The sequence below is a fragment of the Ruegeria sp. BHSC043 genome, assembly GCF_059612985.1.
Genome location: NZ_JBXWRS010000003.1, coordinates 161744 through 183398, shown reverse-complemented (window position 1 = coordinate 183398; position 21655 = coordinate 161744). Strand labels below are relative to the sequence as shown.

The following is a 21655-nucleotide window of genomic DNA, read 5'->3' as shown; positions in this document are numbered from 1 at the left end:
CTGTAACAAAAGCCGGGAAAAATTGCCTCCGGCGCCGGGTTCGGGCCAGATTTTCCGTTGCCTGATGACGGTTTGTTTCCGGTAATATTCGGCATCGCCGCCCAAACGGCGGTATGACATAGGTTCTGGGAGGATACCGAACATGAAACGTTTTGCATTCGCCACGGCGTCGTCGCTGGCCGTTCTGGCCGCGTCCTCGGTCATGGCCGAGCCGCAGGCCGAAGTTCTGCACTGGTGGACATCGGGGGGCGAGGCCAAGTCGGTCGCCGTTCTGCAGGAGGAATTCGCGGCCAATGGCGGCACCTGGACGGACATGCCCGTCGCGGGCGGTGGCGGCGACGCGGCAATGACCGCGCTGCGCGCCCGGGTTCTGGCCGGCAACGCGCCGACCGCGGTTCAACTTAAGGGCCCGGCGATCCAGGAATGGTACGAAGAAGGCGTTCTGGCCGACATCTCGAACGTGGCCGAGGCCGAGGGCTGGGACAAGGTTCTGCCCGCTTCGATCGCGGCGCACATGAAGTGCGAGGGCACCTGGTGTGCAGCGCCGGTGAACGTGCACCGGGTCGACTGGATCTGGGCCAATGCCGACGTGCTGGCGGCCAATGGCATCGAGATGCCGACCACTTGGGACGAATTCAACGCCGCCGCCGAGAAGCTGCAGGCCGCGGGTGTGATCCCGCTGGCCCATGGCGGTCAGGCCTGGCAGGACGCGACCGTGTTCGAAACGGTCGTTCTGGGCCTTGGCGGCCCCGAGTTCTACAACAAGGCGCTGGTCGAGCTGGACGCCGAGGCGCTGACCTCGGACACGATGGTCAAGGTGTTCGACCAGATGCGCACTCTGCGTGGTTTCGTTGACGAGAACTTCTCGGGCCGCGACTGGAACCTGGCCACCGCCATGGTCATGAACGGCGAGGCCGCCTTCCAGATCATGGGCGACTGGGCCAAGGGCGAATTCCTGGCTGCAGGCAAGGAACCGGGCAAGGATTTCCTGTGCGCCTCGACCCCCGGCGACGGATACCTGTATAACGTAGACAGCTTTGCGATGTTTGACGTGGAAGGTGACGACAAGCGCGCCGGGCAGGAATTGCTGGCCAAGCTGATCGTCGCGCCCAAGTTCCAGGAAGTGTTCAACCTGAACAAGGGGTCGATCCCGGCCCGGACCGACGTGTCGCTGGACAAATTCGACATGTGCGCCAACATCTCGGCCGAAGACATGGCGACCTCGTCCGAAAACGGCTCGCTGCTGCCGTCCTATGCCCACGGCATGGCGCTGCGCGGGTCACAGGCCGGTGCGATCACCGACGTGGTGACCGCGCATTTCAACTCGGACATGTCCTCGCAAGAGGCCGTGCAACAACTGGCTGACGCAGTGGCCAACAGCTACTGATCTCCAACCCGCCCTGCCCCCATGCGCGGGCAGGGCACCTTTCTCCCCGGAGGCTCAAATGTCGGAATGGCTGGAAAACCACCTGCCCAAGGTGGTGCTGGCACCCTCGTTCATTGCCGTATTGATCTTTGTCTACGGTTTCATCGGATGGACGGCCTGGGTATCGCTGACCCGCTCGAAACTGCTGCCGAAATACGAGATCAAGGGCTTCGTGCAATACGAACGCCTGTTCGACTCGCCCCGCTGGGACACGGCAATCAACAACCTGTACATCTTTGGCGCGCTGTTCATCGTGATCGCGATGGTACTGGGCCTGGCGCTGGCCATCCTGCTGGATCAGAAGATCCGCGTCGAAGGGTTCATCCGCACGATCTACCTGTACCCGATGGCGCTGTCGATGATCGTCACCGGCACCGCGTGGAAATGGATCCTGAACCCCGGTCTGGGGATTGAAGCCACCGTTCGGGGCTGGGGGTTTGAAAACTTCACCTTCGACTGGCTGGTGAACCCCGATTTCGCGATTTATACGATCGTGATGGCGGCGGTCTGGCAAAGCTCGGGCTTCGTGATGGCGCTGTTCCTGGCCGGGCTGCGCTCGGTCGATGGCGAGATCATCAAGGCCGCGCAGGTCGACGGCATCCCCACCTGGCGGATCTACACGGCAATCATCATCCCGTCGATGGCGCCGATCTTCCTGTCGGCCTTCATCGTGCTAGCCCACCTTGCAATCAAGAGTTTTGACCTGGTCATCGCCCTGACCGGCGGCGGCCCCGGCTATGCCACCGATCTGCCGGCTACCTACATGTACGCCATGGCGTTTTCGCGGGGCGACATCGGCCAGGCGGCGGCGTCGGCGATGATCATGATGCTGGTCGTCTTTGCGATCGTGGTTCCTTACCTTTACTCAGAACTGAGGGCGAAAAATGACTGATCTGTCGATGCCCCGAACCCGTGCGCAGGGCACGGCCGGCAAGACCGCGCTGCGCTGGCTGCTGTATGTCCTGCTGGGCCTGTTCGCGCTGTATTACCTGATGCCGCTGTTCGTGATGGTCACGACCTCGCTGAAAAGCCTCGAGGAGATCCGCACCGGCAGCCTGATCGCACTGCCCCGCGACGTCACGCTCGAGGCGTGGAAAACCGCCTGGTCCAGTGCCTGCACTGGGATTCAGTGCGAAGGGTTGCGGCCCTATTTCTGGAACTCGGTGCTGATCGCGGTGCCGGCGGTGATCCTGTCGACCCTGCTGGGCGCGCTGAACGGGTATGTCGTGGCGCAGTGGCGGTTCCGCGGGGCCAACATCATCTTTTCGCTGATGCTGTTTGGCTGCTTCATCCCGTTCCAGGTTGTGCTGCTGCCGATGGCGCGGCTGCTGGGGCTGATGGGGCTTGCGGGCACCATTCCGGGCCTGATCTTCGTCCACGTGATCTATGGGCTGGGCTTCACCACGCTGTTTTTCCGCAATTACTATGTCACCATTCCGGCCGAGCTGACCAAGGCGGCGCGGGTGGATGGGGCCGGGTTCCTGCGGATCTTTTGGTCGATCTTCCTGCCGCTGTCGCTGCCCATCATAGTGGTGACGGTGATCTGGCAGTTCACCCAGATCTGGAACGACTTCCTGTTCGGCGTTTCGTTCAGCCAAGCGGGCACGCAGCCCGTGACCGTGGCACTCAACAACATCGTCAACTCAACCACCGGCGTCAAAGAATACAACGTCGACATGGCAGCCGCGATCATCGCGGGGTTGCCGACGCTGCTCGTCTATGTCGTTGCCGGCAAGTATTTCATCCGCGGCCTGACCGCCGGTTCCGTGAAGGGATAACCCATGGCTCCCATCCTCGATATCAAAAAACTGTACAAGAATTACGGCGCAACCGAGATTCTCAAGGACATCAACATCTCGATCGAACCGGGCGATTTCCTGGTGCTGGTCGGGCCGTCGGGCTGCGGCAAGTCGACCCTGCTGAACTGCATCGCCGGGCTCGAGCCGATCTCGGGCGGGACGCTGTCGATCGGCGGCAAGGACATGACCCATGTCAGCCCCAAGGACCGCGACATCGCGATGGTGTTCCAGTCTTACGCCCTGTACCCGACCATGTCGGTGGCCAAGAACATCACCTTTGGCATGAAGGTGCGCGGGGTCGATCAGGCGACACAAGACGCCAAGCTGAAAGAGGTCGCCGCGCTTCTGCAGATCGAGCCGTTGCTGAACCGTCGCCCCAGCCAATTGTCGGGTGGCCAGCGGCAACGTGTGGCGATGGGCCGGGCGCTGGTGCGCGACCCCAAGCTGTTCCTGTTCGACGAACCGTTGTCGAACCTCGACGCCAAGCTGCGGGTCGAGATGCGGACCGAGATCAAGAAGCTGCATCAGACGCTGGATGCCTCGATCGTCTATGTGACCCATGATCAGATCGAAGCGATGACCCTGGCCACCAAGATCGTGGTGTTGAAGGGCGGCGTGGTGCAGCAGATCGGCACCCCAGCCGAGATCTACAACCGCCCCGCCAACCTGTTCGTGGCCGATTTCATGGGGTCGCCGGCAATGAATTTGATCCCGGCGCGGGTCCAGCGCAACGGGACCGGCACGCAGGTCGCAATCGCGCGTGCGGGGGGCGATCCGATCGTGCTGACGGACACGCGCGATCTGCACCTGCCTGAAGAGGTGATCCTGGGCCTGCGCCCCGAGGACATCGCCGAGGCCGGGTTCCGCGCCGGCGCCGGCGTGCAGGAGGCTGCCTGCCTGGTCGATATGGTCGAGCCGGCGGGGGCGGACACCTATGTCGTTTCGGAACTGGGCGGCAAACAAGTGACCGCGCGTCTGCATGCCGAAACCAGCGCCAGGGCCGGGCAGATGCTGAACCTGGCCTTTGACATGAGCAAGGTGTCGTATTTCGCCAAGGACACGGGCGAGCGGCTGAACTGAGCCGCTTATTCGGGCACGAAAATGCCGCGCATATCGGATGCGCGGCGTTTTTGCGGTTCGGTCCGGCGGGGTCAGCCGGTGGTTTTCAGGTCGCGGATCAACTGATCCAGATTACCCTTGCGGGCATCCAGCATCGCGCCGATCTCGGTGCGCTCGGTCAGCAGCAGGTTCACCCCTTCGATGAACATGTTGTAAAACTTGTCGCGGCCCGATTTGTCCGACACCAGGAAGGTTACCTCAAACGGGGCTTCGCCGCGCAGCTTGACGGTGCTGCGCACCTCGTATCCGGCCTTGATCTTGCGGGCCGATTTCACAGTGACCTGACCGCCGATGAACTCGCGGAACCGGCGGCCATATTTGCGCGAGATATAGCCCTGGAACGCTTTGGTGAATTCGCGCAGTTGCGCTTGGCTGGCGCTGCGCGCATCCGCCCCCAGCGCATAGCGCGCCATGATCGGCACATCGGCGTATTGCACGAAGATCTTCTCGAAATCGCGCAGCATCGCGCTTTCGGATTTGCCCGATTCGATGACGCGGTTGATCTCGGCCACCACCCTGTCGACCAAGACCTTGGCCGATGCCTCGGTCAGGGCCAGCGCGGGCAGGGGAAGGGTGGCTGCCGCCACGCCGGCCAGGGCGGTGGAGACGAAACCGCGGCGGGTCAATGTGTCATTCGGCATAGGGGTCCTCGTAGGGGTCAAGATAGGCGTCCGCGGCCGGATCGCCATCAAGGTCGGCATAGGGGTCCGAGTACAGATCCAGATAGGTATCTTCATCGTCGCGTGCCAGTTCGAACCGGCGGTTCTGCAGATAGATCAGGCGCGCCTGCGCATAGCTGTCGGCGCTTTCATAGAGGATAGAATCGACAGTGTCCGAGAACCTGCCCCGATCGCCCATACGGCGCACGACCTCGGCATAGAGGCCTAGGTTGTCGGCTGGGCGGGTCGGCGCCAGGTCGATCGGGTTGGTGAACAGGTTCACCACCACGCCGACCGCGTCGCGCGTGGTGGACGGGCCGTAGAAGGGCAGCTCGACATAGGCGCCCTCGCCGAAACCCCAGACATGCAAGGTTTCGCCGAAATCAGTATCGACCTGCGGCAGGTTCAGCTCGTCCGCCGGTTTGGACAGGCCGAACCCACCGACAGTTGAGTTGATCACGAAGCGCAGCAGGGCGTTTCCGGACTGTTTCAGATTGCCCTGAAGCAGGTAATCGACGGCCTGCCCGGGCAAGGTGATGTTCTCGGCGAAGTTGTTGAAACTGGTCACCATCGGGTCGGGCACGATCTTGACATAGCCCTTGGACGCCGGGCGGAACAGAAATCGGTCCACGCCCAGGTTGAACTTGTGTATGCCCCGATTGGTTTTTTCGTAGGGGTCGAAAACCTCGCCCCGCGTCGCGGCATCCTGTGGCTGGCTGGCGCAAGCCGACAGCACCGCCAAAAACGCGGCAAGGGCGACATGTCTGAAACGGATCCGGCTCGACACGGTCTCATTCACTCCCGTTCGCCCGGATGTAAGGCAACCGGACACTCAATCAATACTCTTGGCCTGTTCGCACCGGCCCAATTCTCCGGCAGATAGTTGCTTTCTGCCCGAAATGAAACTCCTAGCGTGTTACCTGCGCACATCCGCAAGGTAAAGTGGCCGGCGTTCAACACCTCGGGGACAAGAGAAAACGCGCCGTTTCGCAGACTGGCGGGGAAATGACGGTTTTGCGTCTTTTCGCGAATCCCGTTCCCGGTTAGCGTCCCGAAAACAGACCGGAAGCTGAGGACAAGAACATGAGCATCGCGGCAAAACTGGAATCCATGGGCGTGACCCTGCCGGACGCCCCGGCGCCGGCGGCGAATTACGTGCCGTTCGTGCGGGTAGGCAACATCGTTTATGTCTCGGGCCAGATCTCGAAGGACGATGCATTGATCACCGGCAAGCTGGGCGCCGACATGGATGTCGCGGCCGGTGCAGCGGCGGCTCGGGTCTGTGCCATCAACCTGCTGGCCCAGGTCAAGGCGGCCTGCGGCGGGGACATCGACAAGCTGGTGCGTGTGATCAAGCTGACCGGTTTCGTGAACTCGACCGCCGATTTCACCGACCAGCCGCAGGTGATCAACGGCGCGTCCGATTTCTTGGTCGAGGCGCTGGGCGAAGCCGGCCGCCATTCGCGTTCGGCCGTCAGCGCCGCGTCGCTGCCGCTGGGCGTCGCGGTTGAGATCGAAGGGATTTTCGAGATCCAATGACACCGTCTCTGCCTCGTGTGTTCATGGGCGCGCCGATTGCGCATCGGGCGCTGCATGACATTCGCCAGACCCGCCCGGAAAACAGCCGGGCTGCCATCCGGGCCGCCATTGCTGCGGGCTACGGGATCGAGATTGACCTGCAGATGACGTCGGACGGCCATGCCATGGTTTTCCACGACTATGACCTGACGCGCCTGACCGGCCAGTCCGGCGCGATCCAGCAGATCACCCGGGCCGAGGCCGCAGACCTTCCGCTGCTGCACGGGGACGAGGGGATCCCCTCGCTTGAGGAAGTTCTGCAACTGGTGGCGGGCCGCGTGCCGTTGCTGATCGAGTTCAAGGATCAGCACGGTGCGATGGGGCCTGTGGACGGGCGGCTGGAACGGGATGCGGTCGCGCTGCTGAAGTCCTATGACGGTCCGGTCGCGCTGATGTCGTTCAACCCCAACTCCGTGGCCGAGCTGGCCCGGCTGGCGCCGGAGATTCCGCGTGGGCTGACGACCTGTTCCTACAAGCCCGAAGTCGAGCATCTGCCGGCCGAGGTCTGCGACCACCTGCGCGACATCCCCGATTTCAACCGGGTTGGCGCCAGCTTCATCAGCCACGAGGTGCAGGACCTGGCCCGACCCCGCGTCGCCGAGTTGAAGGCGCAAGGCGTGCCGATCCTGTGCTGGACGGTGCGCTCGGCCGAACAGGAGGCCGAGGCGCGAAAGGTGGCCGACAACGTGACCTTCGAAAACTATCTGGCCGCCATTCCGGGTTGAACCCGGCTGCCGGCGTCACAGATAGTTCAGGGGGACGCAGGAGGGCACATGGACCAGTCACAGATCGAGATCCGGGTTCTGTCGACGCTGGATCAGATCCCGGCGGCCGAATGGGACAGTTGCGCCTGCCCCGAGGCCGCCGACGGCACCCGCCCGCTGGACCCGTTCACCACGCACCGGTTCCTGCGCGCGCTGGAAGACAGCGGATCGGTCGGGCGGGGCACAGGCTGGCAGCCGCAATACCTGACCGCCTATCTGGACGGCCTGCTGATCGGGGCCGCGCCGATGTATGCCAAGTCGCACAGCCAGGGCGAATACATCTTCGATCACAGCTGGGCCCATGCCTATGAAAACGCGGGCGGGCGGTATTACCCGAAATTGCAGATCGCGGTGCCCTTCACCCCGGCCACCGGACGGCGGTTCCTGACACGGCCCGGCTATGACGGGATCGCCATGTCGGCGCTGGTGCAGGGGGCGGTGCAACTGGCCGCCGACAACCGCCTGTCTTCGCTGCACGTCACCTTCTGCACCCAGGCCGAGGCGCTGGCCGGGCAGCAGATGGGCCTACTGGCGCGCGACTCGCAGCAGTTTCACTGGCTGAACGATGGCTATGCCGATTTCGACGATTTCCTCGCCGCCCTGTCCTCGCGCAAGCGCAAGAACATCCGCAAGGAAAGGGCGCAGGCCAACGCCTTCGGCGGCGAGATCCGAGCCCTGACCGGCGCCGATCTGCGCCCCGAACACTGGGACGCGTTCTGGGACTTCTATCAGGATACCGGTGCGCGCAAGTGGGGCTCGCCCTATCTGACGCGGCAATTCTTTGACATCGTTCACGAAACCATGGCCGATGACGTGGCGCTGGTGCTGGCCGAGCGGGGCGGATACCCGGTGGCCGGCGCGCTGAACTTCATCGGGCGCGAAACCTTGTTCGGGCGCTATTGGGGCTGCACCGAACATCATCCCTGCCTGCATTTCGAACTGTGCTACTATAGGGCGATCGACTTTGCCATCGCGCAGGGGCTGGCCCGAGTCGAGGCCGGCGCGCAGGGCGAACACAAGCTGGCGCGCGGCTATCTGCCCACGCGCACGCACAGCCTGCACTGGATCGCCGATCCCGGCTTTGCCGACGCCGTGGCGCGGTACCTTCAGGCCGAGGCCCAGGCGGTAGGCGAAGAGATCGAGATTCTGACGGATTACGGCCCGTTCAGAAAAGCCAACCCGGAGGAACGGCAATGAGCGAACTTCTGTCCACCGAGACCCGCGGCCCGCTGCTGGACCCGCTGTTCAGGAACGGCTGGACCATGGTCGAGGACCGCGACGCGATCACCAAGACCTTCATCTTCGACGATTTCGTCGATGCCTTTGGCTGGATGACCAAGGTGGCTATCTTTGCCGAAAAGTGGAACCACCACCCCGAATGGTCCAACGTCTATCGCACGGTCGAGGTGGTTCTGACCACCCATGACGTGGGCGGCCTGTCGTCTCAGGACGCCAAGCTGGCGCGCAAGATGGACAGCCTGCTTTAGCCGCGGTCGCCGCGCGACCCCATTCCGCCGGCCAGCAGGGCAACCTCACCCAGCCGCTGGAACTCGGCCGGGGTCACGGTGCCATCGCTGACATCTATTTCGCGCGGAATACCTGTGGTGCGGTTGCCCACCATCCGAACGCTGCGCGCGGCCGGATTGATGTCGAGGCAGCGCGTCTGATAGCAGGTCAGACCCGATGTGTTGATCTGGATGCGGGCCTGCCCGTCGGGGCCGGTAACAACAGGGGACTGTGGCACCTCGCAGGCGGTCAGAGCGACCATGGCGCCGATCCCAGCCAGTGTTTTCATGTAGGCCATCAAGATCCTCCTTGCCGTTTATCCGGCCATTTGCAGGCGCCCGGGCGGGCACCTGCGGTTGGGTTTCCTTTTAGCGGTCAGATAACCGCCAGCAGGCCTTCTCCGGCCGAAATCTCGCAGGCACCGGGGCTTTCCTCGAGGTTCAGCGCCACGACCTTGCCGTCTTCGACCAGCATCGCATAGCGCTTGGAGCGCGCGATCAGGCCGGCGGGCGGGGCGTCGAAATCCATGCTGATCGCCTTGGTGAATTCTGAAGCCGGATCGGCCAGCATGGTCAGCCCTGCCGCGGTCGCACCCGTGGCCTCGCCCCAGGCCTTCATCACGAAGGGGTCGTTGACCGACACGCAGATGATCTCGTCAACGCCCTTGGCCGCGAACTGGTCCTTGGTGCGCATGAAGCTGGGGACATGGGCCGAGTGGCAGGTGGGGGTGAACGCGCCGGGCACGGCAAAGATCACCACCTTGCGGCCCTTGACCTTGCTGGAGAGCCGCACCTCTTCCGGTCCGTTTTCGCCCATCTGGATCAGGGTTGCTTCGGGCAGGGTGTCGCCGGTTGAAATCATCTTCATGCTCCTGTCGATTGAAATTGCAAACTCGCTCCTTGCCGCAATATAGGTGGGCGGGTGGCACAAGCCACGGGAAATCGACAGGGGGCGGACCAGATGAGCCATATCGTCGTGATCGGAGCCGGACAGGCGGGGTCGTCACTGGTGGCCGGGCTGCGCAAGGGCGGGTTTGACGGGGCGATCACCCTGATCGGGGCTGAGCCCGTGCTGCCCTATCAGCGCCCGCCGCTGTCCAAGGCCTACCTGCTGGGCGAGATGGAATTGGAACGGCTGTTCCTGCGCCCCGAGAGTTTCTATGCCGAAAACAACATTACCCTGCGGCTGGGTCAGCAGGTGACGGCGATCGACCCGGCGGCCAAGACCGTGACCATCGGCGACGAGGTGATCTCCTACGACCAGCTTGCCCTGACCACCGGTTCGCATCCGCGCTGCCTGCCCGCCGCGATCGGCGGAGACTTGGAGGGCGTGCATGTGGTGCGCACGCTGGCCGATGTGGACGTGATGGCCCCCGCCGTGATCGAAGGCGCTCGGGCGCTGATCGTGGGCGGCGGCTATATCGGGCTCGAGGCCGCAGCCGTCTGTGCCAAGCGCGGCGTGCAGGTGACGCTGATCGAGATGGCCGACCGCATCCTGCAGCGTGTCGCCGCGCCCGAGACCAGCGACTATTTCCGCGCGCTGCACGGCACCCATGGCGTGGACATCCGAGAAGGCGTCGGGCTGGAGCGGATCACCGGTGAGAATGGCAAGGTCACCGGCGCGGTGCTTGGCGACGGGACGGAACTGGTGGTTGATTTCGTGGTGGTCGGCGTGGGCATCACCCCGGCCACCGAACTGGCCGAGATGGCCGGGCTTGCCATCGAGAACGGCATTAAGACCGACGTGCAGGGCCGCACCTCTGCCCCCGATATCTGGGCGGCGGGCGATTGTGCCTCGTTCCCCTACAAGGGCCGACGCATCCGTCTGGAAAGCGTGCCCAATGCGATCGACCAGGCTGAGGTGGTGGCGCAGAACATGCTGGGCGCGGGCAAGGATTACGTGGCCACGCCCTGGTTCTGGTCGGACCAGTATGACGTGAAGCTGCAGATCGCCGGGCTGAACACGGGCTATGACCACGTCGTCACCCGCAAGGGCGAGGGGGCGACCACCTCGTTCTGGTATTACCGGGGCGATCAGTTGCTGGCGGTGGACGCGATGAACGACCCGCGCGCCTATATGGTCGGTAAGCGCCTGATCGACGCGGGCAAAACCGCCGATCCGGCAGTGGTGGCCGATTCCGCAGCGGATCTGAAGCCGCTGCTCAAGGCGTGAGGATCATCGCCGGAGATTTCCGGGGCCGGGCGCTGGCCTCGGTCGGCAAGGGGGACGCGGGTGCGCATCTGCGCCCCACCACCGACCGGGTGCGCGAAAGCCTGTTCAACGTGCTGAACCACCTTGTCGACTTCGATCGGCTGCGGGTGCTGGACCTGTTCGCCGGCACTGGTGCCTTGGGGCTCGAGGCGCTGTCGCGCGGTGCGGCGCATGTCACCTTGGTTGATGATGGGCGGGTGGCGCAGGGGCTGATCCGCAAGAATATCGACCTGACCCGCAGCGCCGACCGCACCGCCCTGATCCGCCGCGACGCGACACGGCTGGGCGACAATCCCGGCGCGCCGTTCGACCTGATCTTCCTCGACCCGCCCTATGGCAAGGGAATGGGCCAAAAGGCGCTTGCCGCGGCGCTCAAGGGCGGCTGGCTGGCCGATGATGCGCTGGTGGTCTGGGAAGAGAACGCCCCGATGGCCCCGCCCGAGGGCTTCACGCTGCACGATGCGCGCAAATACGGCGACACCCATATCTCGCTGATGTGGCGGGGCTGAACCGCCTGTTTTTGGACCCGGGGCCGCGCCGTGCTATGTTAAGGGACATGGACCGCACCATGCCCATTTTCCCGCTGGTTCCCGCGCAAAGCGCCGAGGCCACGACCGGACCCGAACCCAAATCGCGCCGCGCGCCCGTCTTCATCCAGGACGCGGTGACGCCATGGGGGCAAGAGACGCTGTTGCTCGCCCTATGGCGCGCGCAGCAGGATCAGGATCAGTAGGTCGGGTGGAACTTGCCGCCCGGCGACAGGGTAAAGATCTCGACCCCGTCCGCGGTGACACCCACGGAATGTTCGAACTGCGCCGACAGCGACTTGTCGCGGGTCACGGCGGTCCAGTCATCGGCTAGGGTCTTGGTCTCGGGGCGGCCCAGATTCACCATCGGCTCGATGGTAAAGAACATGCCCTCTTCCAGAACCGCGCCGGTGCCGGGGCGGCCGTAATGCAGCACGTTGGGCGGTGCGTGGAACACCCGGCCCAGCCCATGCCCGCAGAAGTCGCGCACGACGCTCATGCGGTGCGATTCGACGTAAGCTTGGATGGCATGGCCGATATCGCCGAAGGTATTGCCCGGCTTGACCATCTCGATCCCCTTGAACAGGGCGTCATGAGTCACCTGGATCAGCCGCTCGGCCTTGCGCGGCAGCTTGCCTGCCACATACATGCGGCTGGTGTCTCCGAACCAGCCATCGACGATCACCGTCACGTCGATGTTCAGGATGTCGCCATCCTTCAGCTTCTTCTCGCCCGGGATCCCGTGGCAGACCACGTGGTTCACGCTGATGCAGCTGGCGTGCTGATAGCCCTTGTAGCCGATGGTGGCCGACTTGGCGCCGGCATCCTCGACCATCCGGGTGATGATCCGGTCGATCTCGCCCGTGGTCTGGCCGGGAAAGACATGCTCGGCGATGTCATCCAGAATCCGCGCCGCAACCGCCCCTGCCGCGTGCATGCCGGCAAAGTCAGCCTGTTCGTAAATGCGGATGCCGTCCTTCGTCAGGCGGCCACGATGTTCCTTCATCAACGCGGGGCTCCAATTGTTGCGCGCGATACCCTCTTTACGCTGCTTGTGCAGAAAGTGCCAGAGGGCGCACGGTCGCGAGCGTCAGAGTTTGTTGCCGATCCAGACGCCTTTGGGCGTGATTTGGGTCGCATAGACCAGCCGTTCAACCCCTTTCGCTGCCGCAGCGTCAAATTGCGCCGCATAGGCCGGGTCGATATCGGCGGCCAGCGCGAACCGCGCGCAGTCGGTGCGTTGCACCAGATACAGCATCACGGCCCGGTGCCCGGCCTCGACCATCGCCGCCAGTTCGCCCAGATGCTTGGTGCCGCGTGCGGTCACGCTGTCGGGAAATTCGGCCAGACCGGGCTGGCGCGACAGGGTCACGCTTTTCACTTCGACATAGGCGTCCGGCAACCCCGCCTCGCTCAACAGGAAATCGACGCGGCTGCTGGCCCCATATTTCACCTCGGGCCGGACGGTGCCATAGGCGGCCAGTTCGGGGATCTCGCCCGCCTCAAGCGCGGCCCGCAGCGCGCGATTGGGCACCGAGGTATCGACCCCGGTGAAATGGCCGTTCTCGTGCTCGACCAGCCGCCAGCCGAATTTCAGTTTCTTCCTGGGGTCGTCATTGGGTTCCAGCCAGATTTTCATGCCCGGCTCGGCCAGTCCCATCATCGAACCGGGATTGGCGCAATGGGCCGTCACCTCGCGCCCGTCCTCCAGTACGCAATCGGCCAGAAAGCGTTTGTAGCGGCGGATCAGGCGGGCGGGAACAAGAGGGGTTTGAAAGCGCATGGTTCCGGGCCTATACCTGCCTCAAATGTCGATCAAGAGGAGAGCGCGCCATGCCCAACCCAACCGCCGCAATGCTGGTGATCGGGGATGAAATCCTGTCGGGCCGCACCCGCGACGCGAACATGCACTTTCTGGCGCAGGAATTGACCAAGCATGGCATTGACCTGAAAGAGGTCCGCATCGTCAGCGATGACGCCGAGGCCATCGAAACCGCCGTCAAGGCGCTGTCGCAGGCCTATGACCATGTGTTCACCAGCGGGGGCATCGGCCCGACCCATGACGACATCACCGCCGATTGCATCGCCTGCGCCTTCGGGGCCCATATTGACGTGCGCGATGATGCCCGTGCCCTGCTGCAGGCGCACTACGACCAGGCCGGGTTGGAGCTGAACGCCGCACGGCTGCGCATGGCGCGCATCCCCGATGGCGCGACGCTGATCGACAACCCGGTCTCGACCGCGCCGGGATTTACCCTGGGCAACGTCCACGTGATGGCCGGGGTGCCCTCGGTGTTCCGGGCGATGGTGGCCAGCGTGCTGCCCACCCTGACCGGAGGCAAGCCACTGTTGTCGCAGACCCTGCGCGTAGACCGGGGAGAGGGCGACATCGCCACCAATCTGTCGACCCTGGCGCAGGATTTCGACGACCTGTCGATCGGTTGCTACCCGTTTCAGATCAACGGCGTGTTCGGCGCCAACGTGGTGGTGCGCGGCACCGACGGCGCCCGTATCGACGCCGCCATCACCCGCCTGGCAAGGGAGCTTGACCTGTGAGGCCCGACTGGGCCGCCGTCGTCGACGGCACATGGCCCGCCGCGCGGTACACGCAACTGGGTCCTTTCCTGCTGCGCGAAGGGCTGGGAGGCGGCTCGCGCGTGTCCGCGGCCAGCCGTATCGGCCCGGTCACCCCGCCGGATATCGACGCGGCCGAGGCGGCCATGCAGGCGATGGGCCAGAAACGCATCTTTTGCCTGCGCCCGGGTGATGAGGCACTGGACGAAATGCTGGCCGCGCGGGGCTATGAGATCCTCGATCCGGTCAACATCTATGCCTGCCCGGTCGCGCGGCTGACCGAGCAGCCGGTGCCGCCGGTCACCGTCTTTACCCTGTGGGAGCCGCTGGCCATCATGCGCGAGATCTGGGCGCAGGGGGGCATCGGCCCCGAACGCCTTGCGGTGATGGAGCGCGCCTCCGGCCCCAAGACCGGCCTGTTGCTGCGCCACCGCGATCAGCCGGCGGGCACCGCCTTCGTGGCCATCCACGACGGCATCGCCATGCTGCATGCGCTCGAGATCGTGCCGGCCCATCGCCGGCAGGGGCTGGGCCGCTGGGCGATGCGCGCCGCGGCCTTTTGGGCGCTGGACAATGGCGCCCATACCCTTAGCGTGATCTGCACCAAGGCGAATGAGGGGGCCAACGCGCTCTACCGCTCTCTGGGGATGGAACACGTCGGAGAGTACCATTACCGCCAGCTGGTCTGAGAGGAGAAAGACAGCCGTGACCGACACCGACATGCCCACCGCGCTGAACCTGCCGATGGTGGACCCGCTGCCGCCCGAAACGCAGAAGTACTTTGACATCTGCACCGAAAAGCTGGGCATGATTCCCAACGTGCTGAAGGCCTATGCCTTTGACATCGACAAGCTGAATGCCTTCACGGCCATGTACAACGACCTGATGCTGGCCGACAGCAACCTCTCCAAGCTCGAGCGTGAGATGATCGCGGTCGTAGTGTCGTCGATCAACCGCTGCTTCTATTGCCTGGTGGCGCATGGCGCGGCAGTGCGGCAGATGTCGGGCGATCCCAAACTGGGCGAGATGCTGGTGATGAACTACCGTGTGGCGCCTCTGGATGACCGCCAGCGTGCGATGCTGGACTTTGCGGCCAAGATGACCACCGCCAGCGCCGAGATCGAGGAGCCCGACCGCCAGCGCCTGCGCGACGTGGGGTTCTCGGATCGCGACATCTGGGACATCGCCAACGTGGCCGGGTTCTTCAATATGACCAACCGGGTGGCCAGCGCAACGGCGATGCAGCCCAATGACGGCTACCACGCCCAGTCGCGATGATCCGCCGTGCCGCCTTGCTGATCTGGCTGCTGGGCGGGCCGGTTGCGGCCCAGACCCTGACGCTGCCTGACAGCGCCCGGCAGGTCAGCGAACGCATCAGCCCCTTGGACAGCTATGACATGCCGATCGGGCCTTTTGCCGACGGCTCGGTGCCGGTGCGTCCGGTCGAAGGGCGGGTCGAGCGGATCACCTGGCGCCTGCAGGCGGGGTCCAGCACCACGCTGCAGTTGCTGGCGCCGCTGCGTGACCATCTGAAGGCACAGGGCTATGACATCGTGTTCGAATGCGAGGCCCGCAACTGCGGCGGTTTCGATTTCCGCTTTGCCATCGAGGTGGTGCCGACCCCCGACATGAACGTGTCCATCAACGATTATCGCTTTCTGTCCGCGACGCGCGGCGAAGAAGTGCTGACCCTGCTGGTCAGCCGCAGCCCACCCGATGGGTATCTGCAGATGATCCGCGTCACACCCCAAGGCGCAAAACCGCCGCCCCTGGTGGTCGAAGAGACGGTTCAGGGCGCAGGCGGCCTTCTGTCCGATCTGACGCGCGATGGCCATGTTATCCTGGATGATTTGAGTTTCGAATCCGGCGCCGTCGCACTGGGCGAAGGTCCGTTTGCCTCGTTGGCCTTGTTGGCCGCCTATCTGGCGGACAATCCGGGGGCGCGGCTGGCGTTGGTCGGCCACACCGACGACACCGGAGACCTGCAGGCGAATATCGATGTCAGCACCCGCCGTGCCCAGGCCGTGCGAACCCGCCTGATCGAACGGCACGGCGTTGCCCCCGATCGGGTACAGGCGCAAGGGGTGGGATATCTGGCGCCGTTGACGTCGAACGCCACCCCGGAAGGCCGCGAACTGAACCGCCGGGTCGAGGCGGTGCTGCTGGTCAACTGAGCCTTGCCAAAAAAATGGCCCACGCAGGACGCGCGGGCCGTTCAGGTGCCACCGGGAGAATTACCAGTCCATCGGCCCCTTTTCAGCGAAGGAGTCGACAAGAAAATCAATGAAGGCGCGCACCTTGGGCTGGGTAAACCGGCCCGGCGGGTACACTGCATAGATGCCCTGTACCTCGTCCGGCAGCGACGGCATAGCGTCCACCACCTTGCCCGATTTCAGCGCATCCGCATACAGATAGCTGGGCAGATAGGCGATACCCAACCCCGAGATCGCCGCGTTCAGCAGCGACTGCCCGTCATTCACGCTCAGCCATCCGGCCGTGCGCACCTGCCGCTTTTCGCCCGACGGCGCCGTCAGTTTCCAGACATTGCCCGAGGACTGGCTGGAGTAATGCAGCAGCTTGTGTTCGTTCAGATCGTCGATCTTTGCGGGCAGCCCAAAGCGTTCCACATAGCTGGGGGCGGCCACCATGCGTTTGACCGTTTCCGTCAGCTTGCGGGCGCGCAGGGTGCTGTCTTCCAGCTCGCCGATGCGGACGGCCACGTCGAACCCTTCCGAGATCAGCTCGACATAGCGGTTGTTCAATACCATGTTCACGGTGATGTCGGGATAGGCGGCCAGGAATTCAGACAGGACCGGCGACAGGTGATTCACGCCGAAATCCGTCGCGACCGAGATCCGCAGCAGGCCCGACGGCGCCGATTGCATCGAGGTCACCAGCGCGTCGGCCTCTCCGGCGTCGTTCAACACACGGCGGGCGCGGTCGTAGTAGGCCAGCCCGATCTCGGTCGGCGAAACGCGGCGCGTCGTGCGGTTCAGCAGCCGCGCGCCCAGCCGGGCCTCGAGGCTCGACACATGCTTTGACACGGCTGATTTGGAAATGCCCATCTTCTTGGCCGCATCGGTGAAACCACCTTGGTCCACCACATTGGCAAAGGCCTCCATTTCGGTCAGTCGGTCCATTCTCGTTCCCCAGGTCTTCTGTTCGTTGTCCGACCATGGCCTTGAATCTGGGCGGAAACGGGGCAGACATGGGATAATATCAGGGTTTCGAATTGGATCGTTTGCGCTTCGGAAACGCGGAAACAGTGGTGTCTTGGGCGTTTGACGCCCTGATGTTCCGGCGGTTTTTGGAGCATTTGCCTGCGCATGTTACGCTGGGATCGGCAATTCCTTGACCAAGGAGATGATGATGAAGATCATATTCGCGTGCATATTCTGCCTTGTGGCATCGGTCGCGCAGGCCGGAGGGCCAACCGCATCCAATCCCGACGCCAAGGTCTATTTCGTGGATCCATCCGATGGCGACGCGGTGACGTCGCCGGTGACCATCGTCTTCGGTCTCAGCGGCATGGGGGTCGCACCGGCCGGGACCGAAAAGGAGAACACCGGCCATCATCACCTGCTGATCGACCGCCCGCCGCTGGGGCAGGGCGAAGACGGGGCCGACGAACTGTCCAATGGCCTGCCGTCAGACGCGCATCACATGCATTTTGGCGGCGGCCAGACCGAGGTAACGCTGGACCTAGCCCCCGGCCCGCATACGCTGCAACTGGTTCTGGGCGACGCCGGGCATGTGCCGCACTCCCCGCCGGTCTTGTCCGAGGTGATCACGATCACCGTCGAGGAGTGACCGACGGCCGCGCTCAGAGCGCAGCGGCCAGCCGGGTGCCTTGGTTGATCGCCCGCTTGGCGTCCAGTTCCGCGGCCACATCCGCGCCGCCGATCACATGCGGGGTGATCCCGCGTTCGATCAGCGCATCGGCCAGCGACCGCTCGGGCACCTGTCCGGCGCACAGAACGATCGTATCGGCCTTGATGACGGTCGGGTCGGCGCGCTCTTCTCCGAACGAGACATGCAGCCCCTCATCATCGATGCGCTCATAGTTCACGCCGCCGACGAAGTTCACGTCCTTCATCTTCAGCGTCGCGCGGTGGATCCAGCCGGTGGTCTTGCCCAACCCCTTGCCATGCGCCTGTTTTTTGCGCTGCAGCAGCGTGACCTGCCGCTTGGGTGCCTCGGACTGAGGGCCTTCGGGCGCGAGGCCCGAGCGGTGTTGTTCGGGGTCGGCGACGCCCCATTCCTTCATCCACAGGGGCAGGTCGGTGGTGGGCGAATGGCCCTCCTCCAGCAGGTATTCCGACACGTCAAAGCCGATGCCGCCCGCGCCGATCACGGCCACCGATTTTCCTACCGGAGCCTTGTCGCGCAGCACGTCGATATAGTTCACGACATTGTCGCGGTCCTCGCCCGGGATCTGCGGGTCGCGCGGGTTGACGCCGGTGGCGATCACCACCTCGTCGAACCCGGCCAGATCGTCGGCGCCAACCTCGCGGCCCAGTTCGACCTTGACGCTCAGATCGTCCAGCATGGTGCGATACCAGTCCACCAAGCCCCAGAACTCTTCCTTGCCAGGCACCTGCTTGGCCATGTTCAGCTGGCCGCCGATCTCGTCGGCCTTGTCGAACACGGTCACGTCATGGCCGCGCTGGGCGGTGGTCATCGCCGTGGACAAGCCCGCCGGACCCGCACCCACGATGGCCACGCGCTTGGGCGTGGCGGCCTTTTCGATCACCAGTTCGGTCTCGTGGCAGGCGCGCGGGTTCACCAGGCAGGAGGTCAGCTTGCCGCTGAAGGTGTGATCCAGACAGGCCTGGTTGCAGGCGATGCAGGGCGCGATCTTGGCCGACTCGCCGGCCATGGCCTTGGCCACGAAATCCGCATCCGCCAGCATCGGCCGCGCCAGAGAGACCATGTCGGCGCAGCCCTCGGCCAGCACCTGCTCGGCCACTTCGGGCGTGTTGATCCGGTTCGAGGTGATGACCGGAATCCCCACCTTGCCCATCAGCTTCTTCGTCACCCAGGCAAATGCCGCGCGCGGGACGCTGGTGGCGATTGTGGGAATCCGCGCCTCGTGCCAGCCGATGCCGGTGTTGATGATCGTGGCCCCGGCCTTTTCGACCGCTTGCGCTAGCTGCACCACTTCTTCATGAGTCGAACCATTCGGCACAAGGTCGATCATCGACAGCCGGTAGATGATGATGAAATCGGTACCCACCGCCGCGCGGGTGCGGCGGACGATTTCCAGCGGCAGACGCATCCGGTTCTCATAGGACCCGCCCCAGCGGTCGGTGCGCTTGTTGGTATGGGTCACCAGGAACTGGTTGATGAAATACCCCTCGGACCCCATGATCTCGACCCCGTCATAGCCCGCCTTCTGCGCCAGCACGGCGGCGTTCACGATGTCGCTGATCTGTTTCTCGATGCCGTCCTCGTCCAGCTCGGTCGGCGGGAAGGGCGAGATGGGCGACTTCACCGGGCTGGGCGCCACGCATTTCGGCCCATAGGCATAGCGGCCCGCGTGCAGGATCTGCATGGCGATCTTGCCGCCCGCCTGATGCACCCGGTCGGTGACGATCGAATGGTTCGCCACGTCCTTGTCGCTGGTCATCATCGCCGCCCCCGGCAGGACCGAGCCTTCGAGGTTCGGCCCGATGCCGCCCGTCACCATCAGCGCCACGCCACCGCGCGCGCGGGCAGCATAGAACTCGGCCACCCGGTTCCAGTCGCCGGTTTCCTCCAACCCGGTATGCATCGAGCCCATCAGGACCCGGTTCTTCAATGTGGTAAAGCCCAGATCCAGCGGGGCCAGCAGGTGTGGGTAGTCGGTCATCAGAATCTCCCTTGCTTGCGCGCACCATTGCTTTACGCGCAGGTCATGTCACGCCAAACGCCGCGTCAGACCCTTGCACTGACGCAACGACCGATTAGGAATGGGGCGACATCAAGCCCGGAGACCCCCATGACCCCCGAACAGATCGCCAAGCTGCCCTACCGCCCCTGCGTCGGCCTGATGCTGATGAACGATCAGGGCCAGATCTTCGTCGGCCAGCGCAACGACCGGTTCGAGGACGCCTGGCAGATGCCCCAGGGCGGCGTGGATGAAGGCGAAGACGCGCGCGAGGCGGCCCTGCGCGAGTTGCAGGAGGAAATCGGCGTCACCCCCGACCTCGTGGAAATCGTGGCCGAAACCGACGGCTGGCTGCCCTACGACCTGCCGCACGACATCGTGCCCCACATCTGGAAGGGCCGCTTTCGCGGGCAGCAGCAGAAATGGTTCCTGATGCGGTTTCTGGGGACCGACGACCAGATCGACATTCAGACCGAGCACCCCGAGTTCACCCGCTGGAAATGGCAGGACCCCGACCGCCTGATCGCCGAGATCGTGCCATTCAAGCGCGCGGTCTACGAGCGGGTGATGGAGGCGTTTGGGGGGTATTTGGGGTGAACTAGACCCCGGTCGAGTGGGTTCCGCATTGCGCACAAAGTGCCCAGCCCATGGTTCTCTGCTATGAAATTCGCGAACCTGTGTTAGGCCTTGGTCATGGCAAAGACCTCGACACAAACCGGACCGGCTATTCCCTTTGCGCTTGCGGTTGCAGGCGTTCTTTTCGCGTCGATCTGCTTTGGGCTGGTGCCCTATTTCAGCAGAGGGCTGACGCAGCAGGGTGTCGCGCCTTATGCCGTCGCATTCTACCGCTACATCGTCGCGGCAATTCTGCTGCTGCCCGTTCTCGTCATGCACCGCAAAGCTTGGCGCGAGATTTGTTGGGGCCTCTCGGCAGGAGCCGTGATGGGACTTGGGTGGATTGGATACGTGACGGCGTTGGAGACCTTGCCCGCGTCAACCGTAGGCGTGCTCTACATGACCTATCCGGTTTTTACATTGGTCATCGCCTGGGCGCTTTTCTCTGATGCACCCACGCGGAGCGCCTTGCTCGCTTCTGGCCTTATCGTTCTGGCTGCAATCATTGCTGGTTCGCCCGCATCCGTGTCACCACAACACATACCAACTCTATTGGTGGCACTGGCGGCCCCGTTCGGCTTTGGTTTCGGTATTTGTGTTTTGGTCCACAGGCTGTCCCGCATCGCGCCGCTAGCGCGCATAGCCTCGGTTTCCTTGGGATCGGTTCTTGGGCTCTTTCCGCTGATGCTGAGTGCCGATGTGCAACAGTTGCTCCCGGAGGGGCAATCCGACTGGATCTTGATCGTCGGAATTGGCCTGGTCACGGCGCTTGTGCCTCAGCTCATCTACACGATCTGCTCGCCGTTGATCGGCGCCTCTCAAACCGCGGTCGTCGGAAGCATAGAATTGCCCACGATGTTCGTGGTCGGATTTGTTGCTTTTGGCGAAGCAATCACGGCGCCCCAAGCCATAGCGTGCGCTTTGGTTCTTGGTGCGATTGGAATCACCCGAAGCCGAACGACACGCACCTTGACCACTGTGATTGCGAAAGAACCGAAAAGGTAGGTT

The 21655-nt window shown here is 63.9% G+C and carries 26 protein-coding genes; 18 read left to right on the top strand and 8 right to left on the bottom strand.

Annotated features, from left to right (window positions below; translation table 11 throughout):
• The first annotated feature begins 142 nt into the window (after positions 1 to 142).
• Genes AC2FMM_RS07710 through AC2FMM_RS07695 form a run of 4 tightly spaced genes read left to right on the top strand, consistent with a single transcriptional unit; the run spans position 143 to position 4305 of the window.
• A complete protein-coding gene (locus tag AC2FMM_RS07710) occupies positions 143 to 1387 on the top strand; it encodes an ABC transporter substrate-binding protein (protein ID WP_496710856.1) in 1245 nt (414 codons plus the stop codon).
• 58 nt (positions 1388 to 1445) lie between these two features.
• Positions 1446 to 2318: a carbohydrate ABC transporter permease gene (locus AC2FMM_RS07705; RefSeq protein ID WP_496679993.1), complete on the top strand. Its 873-nt coding sequence runs from the start codon at positions 1446 to 1448 to the stop codon at positions 2316 to 2318.
• Positions 2311 to 3204 carry a carbohydrate ABC transporter permease gene (locus AC2FMM_RS07700; RefSeq protein WP_496679991.1) on the top strand — a complete coding sequence of 298 codons (894 nt, stop codon included), beginning with the start codon at positions 2311 to 2313 and terminating at the stop codon, positions 3202 to 3204. The genes AC2FMM_RS07705 and AC2FMM_RS07700 overlap by 8 nt, the downstream gene beginning before the upstream one ends.
• A 3-nt stretch (positions 3205 to 3207) precedes the next feature.
• Positions 3208 to 4305, top strand: a complete 1098-nt coding sequence (locus tag AC2FMM_RS07695; RefSeq protein WP_496795124.1) for an ABC transporter ATP-binding protein — start codon at positions 3208 to 3210, stop codon at positions 4303 to 4305.
• Positions 4306 to 4376: 71 nt separating this feature from the next.
• Here AC2FMM_RS07695 and AC2FMM_RS07690 read toward each other — a convergent pair whose 3' ends face one another.
• Both AC2FMM_RS07690 and AC2FMM_RS07685 read right to left on the bottom strand, forming a co-directional pair.
• Entirely contained in the window at positions 4377 to 4985 is a 609-nt protein-coding gene (locus tag AC2FMM_RS07690) for an MlaC/ttg2D family ABC transporter substrate-binding protein (RefSeq protein ID WP_496710853.1), read from the bottom strand.
• Positions 4975 to 5802: an MlaA family lipoprotein gene (locus AC2FMM_RS07685; protein WP_496679987.1), complete on the bottom strand. Its 828-nt coding sequence runs from the start codon at positions 5800 to 5802 to the stop codon at positions 4975 to 4977. The genes AC2FMM_RS07690 and AC2FMM_RS07685 overlap by 11 nt, the downstream gene beginning before the upstream one ends.
• Before the next feature lie 284 nt (positions 5803 to 6086).
• On the opposite strand from AC2FMM_RS07685, the gene AC2FMM_RS07680 reads away from it, so the two are divergent.
• The 4 genes from AC2FMM_RS07680 to AC2FMM_RS07665 are packed head-to-tail and all read left to right on the top strand — an operon-like array spanning position 6087 to position 8832.
• Positions 6087 to 6542, top strand: coding sequence for a RidA family protein (locus AC2FMM_RS07680; RefSeq protein ID WP_496679985.1), 456 nt, complete (start codon positions 6087 to 6089; stop codon positions 6540 to 6542).
• Complete coding sequence (locus AC2FMM_RS07675) at positions 6539 to 7306, top strand: glycerophosphodiester phosphodiesterase family protein (protein ID WP_496796239.1); 768 nt, start codon at positions 6539 to 6541, stop codon at positions 7304 to 7306. The genes AC2FMM_RS07680 and AC2FMM_RS07675 overlap by 4 nt, the downstream gene beginning before the upstream one ends.
• 48 nt (positions 7307 to 7354) lie before the next feature.
• Positions 7355 to 8542 carry a GNAT family N-acetyltransferase gene (locus AC2FMM_RS07670; RefSeq protein ID WP_496796238.1) on the top strand — a complete coding sequence of 396 codons (1188 nt, stop codon included), beginning with the start codon at positions 7355 to 7357 and terminating at the stop codon, positions 8540 to 8542.
• On the top strand, positions 8539 to 8832 hold the full coding sequence (locus AC2FMM_RS07665) for a 4a-hydroxytetrahydrobiopterin dehydratase (RefSeq protein WP_496679980.1): 294 nt from the start codon (positions 8539 to 8541) through the stop codon (positions 8830 to 8832). Before AC2FMM_RS07670 ends, AC2FMM_RS07665 begins: the two co-directional genes overlap by 4 nt.
• On the opposite strand, the gene AC2FMM_RS07660 is transcribed toward AC2FMM_RS07665, so the two are convergent.
• Together AC2FMM_RS07660 and AC2FMM_RS07655 are read right to left on the bottom strand one after the other, a co-directional pair.
• Entirely contained in the window at positions 8829 to 9149 is a 321-nt protein-coding gene (locus AC2FMM_RS07660; RefSeq protein ID WP_496689351.1) for a hypothetical protein, read from the bottom strand. The two genes, AC2FMM_RS07665 and AC2FMM_RS07660, sit on opposite strands and share 4 nt — an antisense overlap.
• Positions 9150 to 9226: 77 nt before the next feature.
• Positions 9227 to 9712 carry a peroxiredoxin gene (locus AC2FMM_RS07655; protein WP_496680145.1) on the bottom strand — a complete coding sequence of 162 codons (486 nt, stop codon included), beginning with the start codon at positions 9710 to 9712 and terminating at the stop codon, positions 9227 to 9229.
• Between the two features lie 99 nt (positions 9713 to 9811).
• Here AC2FMM_RS07655 and AC2FMM_RS07650 point away from each other — a divergent pair, with 99 nt between their 5' ends.
• From AC2FMM_RS07650 to AC2FMM_RS07640, 3 genes are read left to right on the top strand one after another with little or no spacing between them, the layout of a single operon-like run.
• Complete coding sequence (locus tag AC2FMM_RS07650; RefSeq protein WP_496796237.1) at positions 9812 to 11023, top strand: NAD(P)/FAD-dependent oxidoreductase; 1212 nt, start codon at positions 9812 to 9814, stop codon at positions 11021 to 11023.
• The gene (gene rsmD, locus AC2FMM_RS07645) at positions 11020 to 11571 is read left to right on the top strand and encodes a 16S rRNA (guanine(966)-N(2))-methyltransferase RsmD (protein WP_496796236.1); all 552 of its coding nucleotides are present in this window, start codon (positions 11020 to 11022) and stop codon (positions 11569 to 11571) included. The genes AC2FMM_RS07650 and rsmD overlap by 4 nt, the downstream gene beginning before the upstream one ends.
• A gap of 47 nt (positions 11572 to 11618) precedes the next feature.
• Positions 11619 to 11795 (top strand): hypothetical protein, encoded by a 177-nt coding sequence (locus tag AC2FMM_RS07640; protein WP_496796235.1) that lies wholly within the window; start codon positions 11619 to 11621, stop codon positions 11793 to 11795.
• Here AC2FMM_RS07640 and map read toward each other — a convergent pair.
• Both map and sfsA read right to left on the bottom strand, forming a co-directional pair.
• Positions 11789 to 12595 (bottom strand): type I methionyl aminopeptidase, encoded by an 807-nt coding sequence (gene map / locus AC2FMM_RS07635; RefSeq protein ID WP_496689358.1) that lies wholly within the window; start codon positions 12593 to 12595, stop codon positions 11789 to 11791. The genes AC2FMM_RS07640 and map overlap by 7 nt on opposite strands.
• 84 nt (positions 12596 to 12679) lie before the next feature.
• Positions 12680 to 13372 carry a DNA/RNA nuclease SfsA gene (gene sfsA / locus AC2FMM_RS07630; protein ID WP_496796234.1) on the bottom strand — a complete coding sequence of 231 codons (693 nt, stop codon included), beginning with the start codon at positions 13370 to 13372 and terminating at the stop codon, positions 12680 to 12682.
• A gap of 50 nt (positions 13373 to 13422) precedes the next feature.
• Between sfsA and AC2FMM_RS07625 the strand changes: the two genes are divergently transcribed.
• Genes AC2FMM_RS07625 through AC2FMM_RS07610 form a run of 4 tightly spaced genes read left to right on the top strand, consistent with a single transcriptional unit; the run spans position 13423 to position 16337 of the window.
• The gene (locus AC2FMM_RS07625; protein ID WP_496796233.1) at positions 13423 to 14145 is read left to right on the top strand and encodes a competence/damage-inducible protein A; all 723 of its coding nucleotides are present in this window, start codon (positions 13423 to 13425) and stop codon (positions 14143 to 14145) included.
• Positions 14142 to 14852, top strand: a complete 711-nt coding sequence (locus AC2FMM_RS07620) for a GNAT family N-acetyltransferase (RefSeq protein ID WP_496679967.1) — start codon at positions 14142 to 14144, stop codon at positions 14850 to 14852. The genes AC2FMM_RS07625 and AC2FMM_RS07620 overlap by 4 nt, the downstream gene beginning before the upstream one ends.
• A gap of 31 nt (positions 14853 to 14883) precedes the next feature.
• Positions 14884 to 15441 (top strand): peroxidase-related enzyme, encoded by a 558-nt coding sequence (locus tag AC2FMM_RS07615; RefSeq protein WP_496689420.1) that lies wholly within the window; start codon positions 14884 to 14886, stop codon positions 15439 to 15441.
• Positions 15438 to 16337 carry an OmpA family protein gene (locus tag AC2FMM_RS07610; protein ID WP_496742576.1) on the top strand — a complete coding sequence of 300 codons (900 nt, stop codon included), beginning with the start codon at positions 15438 to 15440 and terminating at the stop codon, positions 16335 to 16337. Before AC2FMM_RS07615 ends, AC2FMM_RS07610 begins: the two co-directional genes overlap by 4 nt.
• Positions 16338 to 16397: 60 nt before the next feature.
• Here AC2FMM_RS07610 and AC2FMM_RS07605 read toward each other — a convergent pair whose 3' ends face one another.
• Positions 16398 to 17303 (bottom strand): LysR family transcriptional regulator, encoded by a 906-nt coding sequence (locus AC2FMM_RS07605; RefSeq protein ID WP_149774265.1) that lies wholly within the window; start codon positions 17301 to 17303, stop codon positions 16398 to 16400.
• Between the two features lie 226 nt (positions 17304 to 17529).
• On the opposite strand from AC2FMM_RS07605, the gene AC2FMM_RS07600 reads away from it, so the two are divergent.
• Positions 17530 to 17973: a DUF4399 domain-containing protein gene (locus AC2FMM_RS07600; protein ID WP_496689422.1), complete on the top strand. Its 444-nt coding sequence runs from the start codon at positions 17530 to 17532 to the stop codon at positions 17971 to 17973.
• A 13-nt stretch (positions 17974 to 17986) separates the two neighbouring features.
• Here AC2FMM_RS07600 and AC2FMM_RS07595 read toward each other — a convergent pair whose 3' ends face one another.
• Positions 17987 to 20014: an FAD-dependent oxidoreductase gene (locus AC2FMM_RS07595; RefSeq protein WP_496796232.1), complete on the bottom strand. Its 2028-nt coding sequence runs from the start codon at positions 20012 to 20014 to the stop codon at positions 17987 to 17989.
• Positions 20015 to 20143: 129 nt separating this feature from the next.
• Here AC2FMM_RS07595 and AC2FMM_RS07590 point away from each other — a divergent pair, with 129 nt between their 5' ends.
• The gene (locus AC2FMM_RS07590) at positions 20144 to 20629 is read left to right on the top strand and encodes an RNA pyrophosphohydrolase (protein ID WP_496796231.1); all 486 of its coding nucleotides are present in this window, start codon (positions 20144 to 20146) and stop codon (positions 20627 to 20629) included.
• A gap of 96 nt (positions 20630 to 20725) precedes the next feature.
• Entirely contained in the window at positions 20726 to 21652 is a 927-nt protein-coding gene (locus AC2FMM_RS07585) for a DMT family transporter (protein WP_496710841.1), read from the top strand.
• Positions 21653 to 21655 lie beyond the last annotated feature (3 nt).